This window comes from Leptospira mayottensis 200901116 (assembly GCF_000306675.2).
GTDB lineage: Bacteria > Spirochaetota > Leptospiria > Leptospirales > Leptospiraceae > Leptospira > Leptospira mayottensis.
In genome coordinates, this window is the sequence record NZ_CP024871.1 from 1,665,001 (window position 1) to 1,672,500 (window position 7,500).

Here is a 7,500-nt window from a genome sequence, read left to right on the forward strand (position 1 = left end):
TTCTATTTGTTCGAAGATTTCAGGTCGTTTTGGTGGTTATTACTCTTTTGATGGTAACCTGGATGCTCGCCATTCCGTTTTTCGGTCAGGATAAAATGGATCTTTCTCCGGATGGATTATATTCGGAAGGTAAGACCGCGCCGGAAAAAATCATTTCCGTCAAAGAAATCGTATACGAAGACGAGGATAAGACCAAAGCTAAAAAACTAACCGCGTACCAATCTGCTCCTTTTGTTTTCGACCGCGATTACGCGACCTTACAAGATCAAATCAACAACGCTATTCAGGAAGATATGGAGAACTTCCGTTCCTTCAAGCCGAGTATGGAAGAAAAAGTGTATTCCGAACTTTTAAACACCGTTCCACGATGGAGGAACCGATCGAAGGAAGAAATCGAGCTTTTATACAAAACTCCTGGCAAGGGAAAACTTAAGGATCTAGTTCAACAATACTCTAATTTAGTATTTTCTTCTTTTTGCATATTGCGCGATTTACCTCCGGATTACGCAGCCTTAAAAAATTCGGGTGGCCGGGTTCGAAATCAGGGAATCAAGGAGCAGGTTTCTAATTTGGAGGGGGCCTATATCATCCCGAGGTCGTATTTGTATCGGGATCCTAATACCGTAAATATTCTCAATCGGATGGCGGAGGAAAAACTTTCCCGTATGGATGCGGCGGTGCTTCCGATCGTCCAAAAAATTTCTCTAAGTTATATTTATTCCAATCCTTCTTGTTCGTATAACGCGGAGGAAACTCTCTCAGCCAAACAGTTTGCGGCCGACCGGGCCGAACCGGTCAATTCCAGGATTCTTGCGGGAGAAGTGATCGTTAAGTCCGGAGAGATCATAACTCCTGAAATATTCAAAAAATTGCAGATTGTAAACACCTACGCCACACGGGCGAACATCGCGTCTATCGTTTCTATTTTGCTTATTCAGACCGTCTTTGTGGTGATCATTTATATTTTTCTTAAAAAATATAATCCGAAACGATTGAACGACGTTTCGAGTAACGTAATTGTATTTTCCCTTATCTGGTTTTTGGTTTTAAGCTGTACGGTTGCTTCTAAGATCTATTTCAATTTTGAAACCAAATACGATTCCATCTTTTACTTCGCCTTGTTTGTTCCGGTGGGAGTGGTCTGTTTGATCGTCAGCTTTATCTACGACGAACAACTTTCTATCGCGATCGGATTTTACCTTTCCTTTTTCGTATTTATGGCCTCGCATTACAATCCGACTTCGTTTATGCTCGGATTCGTCTCTTGTATCGTTTCTGCGAGTTATGGAAGAAATCTAAAAAAACGAATCGACTTTATCAAAGCGGGTTTGTATATATCCGGAGTTCAGATTGTCATAGCTTCCAGCGGTTATTTGTTTGATTCTCGTAACTATTGGGTAGCGATTCCGAGCGGATCTTGGATCAAGGATTTGTTCGAGTCGAACATATTCAAATTATATGTTCTTTGTCTGATTAACGGATTCGCTTGTTCCACCGCGGCGCAGTTTCTGCTTCCGATTTATGAATATCTATTCAACGTTCCGACTCGTTTTAAACTGATGGAGCTTGCGGACACTGGTCACCCTTTATTGCAGGATCTTTTGACCAAAGCACCTTCCACGTATACACATACGTTTTTAGTTGCGGCTCTTTCGGAACGCGCCTGTCAAAATCTGGGTTTGGATTGGCTTTTGACAAGAGTGGGTGTATATTTTCACGACATCGGTAAAATCCCAAATGCCGGGTTCTTTGTGGAAAATCAACATTTGATTCCGAAAAAAGAGAATATCGACAAAAACAATCCAGCACTCGCGGCCAAGATCGTCATTGATCATGTGTTAGACGGAATCGAAATGGCGAAGAAAGCCAGACTTCCGAGAGAAGTCATTGACTTCATTCCCGAACACCATGGAACTTCGACGATGGCGTTTTTTTATCACAAGGCATTGTCCGAACTTTCTCCGACTCAGAAAAAGAAACTGAAAAAACAAGACTTTCAGTATCCCGGTCCTAAACCTCAGAGAAAGGAAACTGCTATTGTCATGATTGCGGATTCTCTCGAAGCGGCGTCTCGTTCGTTGGAGGAGATTACTCCCGAGTCTTTGGACAACCTCATCACCAAAATTATTGGGATCAAGCTCGCCGAGAATCAATTGGACGAATGTGGGCTTACATTGGGCGATCTGGAAGTAATCAAAGCTTCATTTAAGGAAGTGTTATTGTCTAGTCTTCATTCCAGACCGAAATATCCGAGTATGGAAGCCACCAAAGCATTAGAAAAAAAGAATGCGTTAAATTCCATGAATGGATACAAGCAGACCAAGGCCGCTTCGGGGAGAACAACCTGATTGCAGATTCGGTCTCCATTTCCAACGACTACGGGGACATTTCCTGGTGGAACGAAACGGAGGTAATTTTCAATTGTGGGATTCTTTTCCGTAAAGAACTAAAAGATTTTCGATGCGAACTCAGCCTTTTACTCGTAGGCGATTCCGATATGAAGGAAATCAATCGTTTGCGTCGTGGAAAGGACAAAACGACGGATGTACTTTCTTTTCCTTTGGAGTTTGGTAGTTCACCTTTACAAAACGTTCTTCAAAAACGAAGGGGTTTTGATTCGAATTCATTACCTCCAATTGCGTTAGGCGAAATTGTAATTTCCGTAGACACTCTTGAAAAACAAGCCATAGAAATCGGACATTCTGTTAAGGACGAGTTTTATCGTCTCCTGGTTCACGGCTTTTTACATCTCCTCGGTTATGATCACGAACGTGGAAAGGAAGAAGAACGAATCATGAAATTAAAGGAGGATGAATGTCTGGAAATTCTCCGGGAGCTTTAAAAAAAATACGCGGAATCGTTTTAGAGTCTAGAACAATTCAAGAAGGCGACGCGCTCATTCGTCTCCTTCCCGAGATAGGACAGGTGGAAAATTTTCGTGTTCGTGGAATTCGAAAAAGTAAAACTAGACCGATTGCGTCAGTGGAGCCCGGTTCCCTTTCCGATCTGGATTATTATCATTCCAAAAACAAAGAAACGTATAACGTTAAAGAGATTTCGCTTATCAATCGGTTTGACAGGGCTAAGTCAGGATATTTCGCGACGGTGCTCGTGTCGTATCTTGTGGAGCTAGTTTCCTCCTTTACTCCAGACGGAGCGGAGCATCCGGGCGAGTTTCGACTTCTTTCCGGGGCATTGGAGGAATTGGAGGAAAATGGTCCTTCCGGATTGATTCTTCCTTTTTTTAAATTACGCCTTCTCGTTTCTGGAGGTTTTCTTTCCAAGGAACTTGTTTGTCATTCTTGTGGAACGGAACTGAAAAAGATGATATCCGTCATTTTGCAGACTTCTCCTTTAGAGCTTATATGTGGAAATTGTCTTCATGCAGATAGGAACGATTTGAGTCTGGTGCAGTGGATACAAACGTTTTTGATGCTTCGATTTCGGGATTTAAAGGAAAGAAAAATATCCGTTGAAAACATCTTGGACCTGGACAGAATTTGCAATGAGATGCTCGAACCTATTTTGAGAAAGAGGTTGAAATCGGCGCTTACTCTCTACGATGCATTAGGAGAGAATCTTGGAAAATTTTTTTAAAACAATACTCTTTTGGTTTTATTTCTGTGCTCTATTGTTTCTCGTGATTTTGGATATCCGATGGGATCAAAAATCTACTCCGAAACAAGTTCCGACTGTTATAGATGCGAGAGGTAAACGGACTATTCTTGTTTCCATAATGGATTTGAAAAAAACTGTATTTCAGCAGCTGGAATTAAGTTGGGAGAATTCCTGGAAAAAGAACGTGTTTTACGAAAGGAAATGAAATCGACTATCTCTTTCGAAATTAGCGATAAAATAGCTTGTATAATTTCGTACGGATTGCTTTTGCAATTTGGTTATCGAAGGATTCTATGAAAGAAATTGAAACAAAAAAGATGAGGGGGGAGATTTCCCCCCTCGGAAAAGTCGCGCCTCGCATCTTCTTCTCCGGACTCGGTCTTACTGAAATACGCAGGAGTTCCACATTTTGCGCAAGATCACTCATCTCAGCTACGCAGAGAGTTTTCGGTAAACTCAACCTCGCTCACTATGGATCGCTCGACATATGAAAGAAAATGAAACGCTCAAACAAATCGTATTAAAATCATTGGAAGAAGGAGTGGATTCCTTAATTACCTCGTTTCCTGATGTGGAAAAAGGTATGCTCCGAATAAAAATCGAATATTCCAGAGATGAAAAATTTGGAGATTATTCCACCTCATTTTCATTAGAAAATTCTAAATTACTAAAAAGGAATCCGATTCAAGTATCGAAAGATCTAGTGGAGATCTTGCAAAAACGAACTGATCTTTTCGAAAAAGTGGATTTTACCCCCCCCGGCTTCGTAAATTTCAGAATTTCCTCATCGTATCTTTTGGGATACATAGAAAGGTCCATTCTTTCTGGAAATTATTTTCCAAAAGTGGAACGTCCTCTCAAGATTAACTTGGAGTTCGTATCCGCAAATCCAACAGGTCCGCTTAACATAGTTTCCGCACGGGCCGCGGCAAACGGAGACGCGATGGCTTCTCTTTTAAAGGCGATCGGTCATAATGTGGACAAGGAATTTTACATCAACGATTACGGAAATCAGGTTTTTTTACTTGGAGTTTCGACTTTGGTTCGGATCCGAGAAATAAAGGGAGAATCCAGCTCCCAGCAGGAAACGGACGATACTACACCGATAGATACGATTTTAGAGAAGAATATATTACCGGCCGAGGGTTATCGAGGCGAGTATATAAAGGATATTGCAAATGCTCTTTTAAAAGATCCAAAAAAGTCCTCTAAGATCGAAACGTTATTAAAGGAAAAAAAATACCATGAACTCGCGGAGCTTTGTTCCATCTGGACGGTGGAAAACAATCTTGATTGGCAAAGAAAGGATTTAGACTCGTTCGGAGTTGAATTCGACAGTTATTTCCGTGAACGAACGCTTCACGAATCGGACAAGGTTCTTGCGGTGATGAAAGATTTGGAAAAGGCCGGAAAGATCTTTGAAGAAGATGGAAAAAAAATATTTCGATCTACGGAATACGGAGACGACAAGGATCGGGTCGTAGTTCGAGACGATGGAAGGCCAACGTATCTTTTAGCGGATATTGCTTATCATAAGGATAAGATCGAGCGTGGATACGAAAAAATCTACGATATCTGGGGACCGGATCATCATGGTTATATCGCAAGACTTGCTGGAGCGGTACAATCACTGGGATATAAAAAAGAGAATTTTAAAGTGATAATCTCTCAACAAGTCAATCTACTCGAATCGGGACAGAAGGTAAAGATGAGTAAACGTGCTGGCTCCTTTCAAACGATGAGTGATCTTATCGGGTTTTTGGGAAAACACGGTAAAGACGTAGGACGTTATTTTTTCGTAATGCGTTCCCTGGACGCACCTCTCGATTTTGATTTGGATCTGGCACAGGACCAGTCGGATAAAAATCCGGTTTTTTATCTGCAATATGCTCATGCAAGAATCTGTTCCATCTTTCGAGAGGTGGGAACGGAAAGTTCCGCCGAAGCGGCTAAATCTTTGGAAATGTCCGAAGAGCGAAAAAGGTTTTTATTTTGGATCGCAAGGTTTCCTGAGGAAATATTCGATTCTGCAAATTCGATGGAACCACATCGTGTTACTAATTATCTACAAAGTTTTGCGAAGGCCTTTACGGGCTTTTATTTAGGAAAGAACAATAGACTGAAAGACGCACCTTCTGAGGTGCGCCTTGGACTCGCAAGAATTTGTCTTGCGGCCAAGAACGTGCTTGCGGAAGGACTCGGGTTAATCGGCGTTTCCGCTCCAGAAAAAATGGAAAAGGAAAGCTGATGTCTTTTCCTAAAATTATCATAGTATCTACGGGTTCGGAACTTACGGCAGGAAGAAGTCAGGATACAAATTCCTCCTGGATTGCAAACGAACTTTATGGGATGGGGTTCACTGTTTCCAAGTTTGTTGTTTTGCCTGACGATCCGGTCGTTATACTGGAAGAATTACGAACGTTAATTGAACTCGCTACGAGTGGAACTTCGATTCTTATGGTGATGACCGGAGGCCTTGGACCTACGGAGGACGATTATACTCTGGAAGTGATTTGTAGGTTAAAGGGGGTTGTCACCGAAGAAAGTCCGGTCGCAAGACAAAGAATAGAAACCTTTTATAAACTTCGTGGAAGAAATTTTCAGGACGCAATGCAAACTGCGATTCGACAAGTATCCGTTCCGAAAGGTTCTATCGTATTAAATAACAATGTCGGAATTGCACCGGGTTTTATCTCATCACTGTCAGAAAACGTGCATCTGGGTTGTATGCCCGGTGTTCCGGGAGAAATGACCGAAATGTTCCGCGAAGAGTTTGCTCCTTGGATTTTAAAGACATATTCGTCCCGAGAGTTCTACTCCGGATTTCGATTTATCTGGTGGATGAGTGAGTCACAATTTCAAAAAGAATTTATTTCCAGAGAAAAGGCGATAGAGGACGGAAAGGCAATCTGGGGAGTAGCGGCGAAAAGAGGATATATCCGTGTGAGCTTTCAGTCTGATAATCGTGCGTTGGTCGATGAGCTACTTCGAAAATTGGATACATTTTACGGGACCAAATCCACGTCGGACGTATTCGAGGAGCTTCCGAGGATGCTGATCGAAAAAAAGATCACGATAGGAACCGCGGAAAGTTGCACCGGAGGGTTGATTGCCAAAACATTCACCGATGTACCCGGGTCCTCGGCGTATTTTTACGGAGGAATAATTTCCTACGATAACAGCGTAAAGACGGGAATACTTAGGGTCAAACGGAACACTTTGGACGAATTCGGAGCGGTAAGCGGAGAAACCGCTAAAGAAATGGCGGAAGGAGCGTTAGACGCTCTTGGGGTCGATTATTCGATTAGCGTCACCGGAATTGCAGGACCAGGAGGGGGGACCCCGCAGAAAAAAGTGGGGCTCGTCTATTTTGGAATTGGACAGAAAAATGGAGAGACTGAAATTCACGAACATTACTTTCCGTTTCCGAGAAGTTCTTTCCGAGAGTTTGCCGCTCATACTGGAATTTATTTATTATACAATCGTTTGAAGAGGTTTGTATGAAGCTTTTTTCCATAGCGGGATTCGGTATATTTTTTTCCGTATTGTTTTTTTATCTTTTTGGAAACCAGTATTCCACTGCGATCGGAATCCAAAAAGTGTGGGCCTTTTCCAAATCAGCGCACGTGGGAATGATTCCAGATCCAAGATTTTTATGGAATCCGGAAGAAGCGATCAATGGGTATAAATTCGAGAATTCGTATTATCCTATCCAGTCTTTGAGTGGAGTTGTGTTCGGCGATACAAATAGAATTGAATATCCTTTGAATACGAAAGGGTATCTTGAGTACAAAAAGATAGGCTCTGAGGTGAATTTTTATTCTCCTTCCGGAGAAATGTTTTGGACGAAGGAATACAGAAGTTATCCCCGCATTTCTCCTT

General features: G+C 42.0%; 8 protein-coding genes (2 of these 8 cut by a window edge). All 8 read left to right on the forward strand.

Annotated features, from left to right (window positions below; genetic code table 11):
* Nucleotides 1-2,348, forward strand: the 3' portion of a protein-coding gene (locus LEP1GSC190_RS07435) for an HD family phosphohydrolase (protein WP_004280047.1). It extends 73 nt beyond the left edge of the window; the window shows 2,348 of its 2,421 coding nt (coding positions 74-2,421); the start codon falls outside the window, past its left edge; it ends in the stop codon at nt 2,346-2,348.
* 149 nt (nt 2,349-2,497) lie between these two features.
* On the forward strand, nt 2,498-2,842 hold the full coding sequence (ybeY, locus tag LEP1GSC190_RS07440) for an rRNA maturation RNase YbeY (RefSeq protein ID WP_002762863.1): 345 nt from the start codon (nt 2,498-2,500) through the stop codon (nt 2,840-2,842).
* Complete coding sequence (recO, locus tag LEP1GSC190_RS07445; protein ID WP_004280549.1) at nt 2,815-3,597, forward strand: DNA repair protein RecO; 783 nt, start codon at nt 2,815-2,817, stop codon at nt 3,595-3,597. Before ybeY ends, recO begins: the two co-directional genes overlap by 28 nt.
* Nucleotides 3,581-3,823 carry a hypothetical protein gene (locus LEP1GSC190_RS07450; protein WP_002762884.1) on the forward strand — a complete coding sequence of 81 codons (243 nt, stop codon included), beginning with the start codon at nt 3,581-3,583 and terminating at the stop codon, nt 3,821-3,823. The genes recO and LEP1GSC190_RS07450 overlap by 17 nt, the downstream gene beginning before the upstream one ends.
* 88 nt (nt 3,824-3,911) lie before the next feature.
* The gene (locus tag LEP1GSC190_RS19750) at nt 3,912-4,109 is read left to right on the forward strand and encodes a hypothetical protein (RefSeq protein WP_162882177.1); all 198 of its coding nucleotides are present in this window, start codon (nt 3,912-3,914) and stop codon (nt 4,107-4,109) included.
* Nucleotides 4,106-5,866, forward strand: a complete 1,761-nt coding sequence (gene argS, locus LEP1GSC190_RS07460) for an arginine--tRNA ligase (RefSeq protein ID WP_002762877.1) — start codon at nt 4,106-4,108, stop codon at nt 5,864-5,866. Before LEP1GSC190_RS19750 ends, argS begins: the two co-directional genes overlap by 4 nt.
* Nucleotides 5,866-7,122 carry a nicotinamide-nucleotide amidohydrolase family protein gene (locus LEP1GSC190_RS07465; RefSeq protein WP_004280041.1) on the forward strand — a complete coding sequence of 419 codons (1,257 nt, stop codon included), beginning with the start codon at nt 5,866-5,868 and terminating at the stop codon, nt 7,120-7,122. Before argS ends, LEP1GSC190_RS07465 begins: the two co-directional genes overlap by 1 nt.
* Nucleotides 7,119-7,500 carry the 5' portion of a PQQ-binding-like beta-propeller repeat protein gene (locus tag LEP1GSC190_RS07470; protein ID WP_004280793.1) on the forward strand. 698 nt of this gene lie beyond the right edge of the window, so the window shows 382 of its 1,080 coding nt (coding positions 1-382); it begins with the start codon at nt 7,119-7,121; its stop codon lies off the right edge, out of view. The genes LEP1GSC190_RS07465 and LEP1GSC190_RS07470 overlap by 4 nt, the downstream gene beginning before the upstream one ends.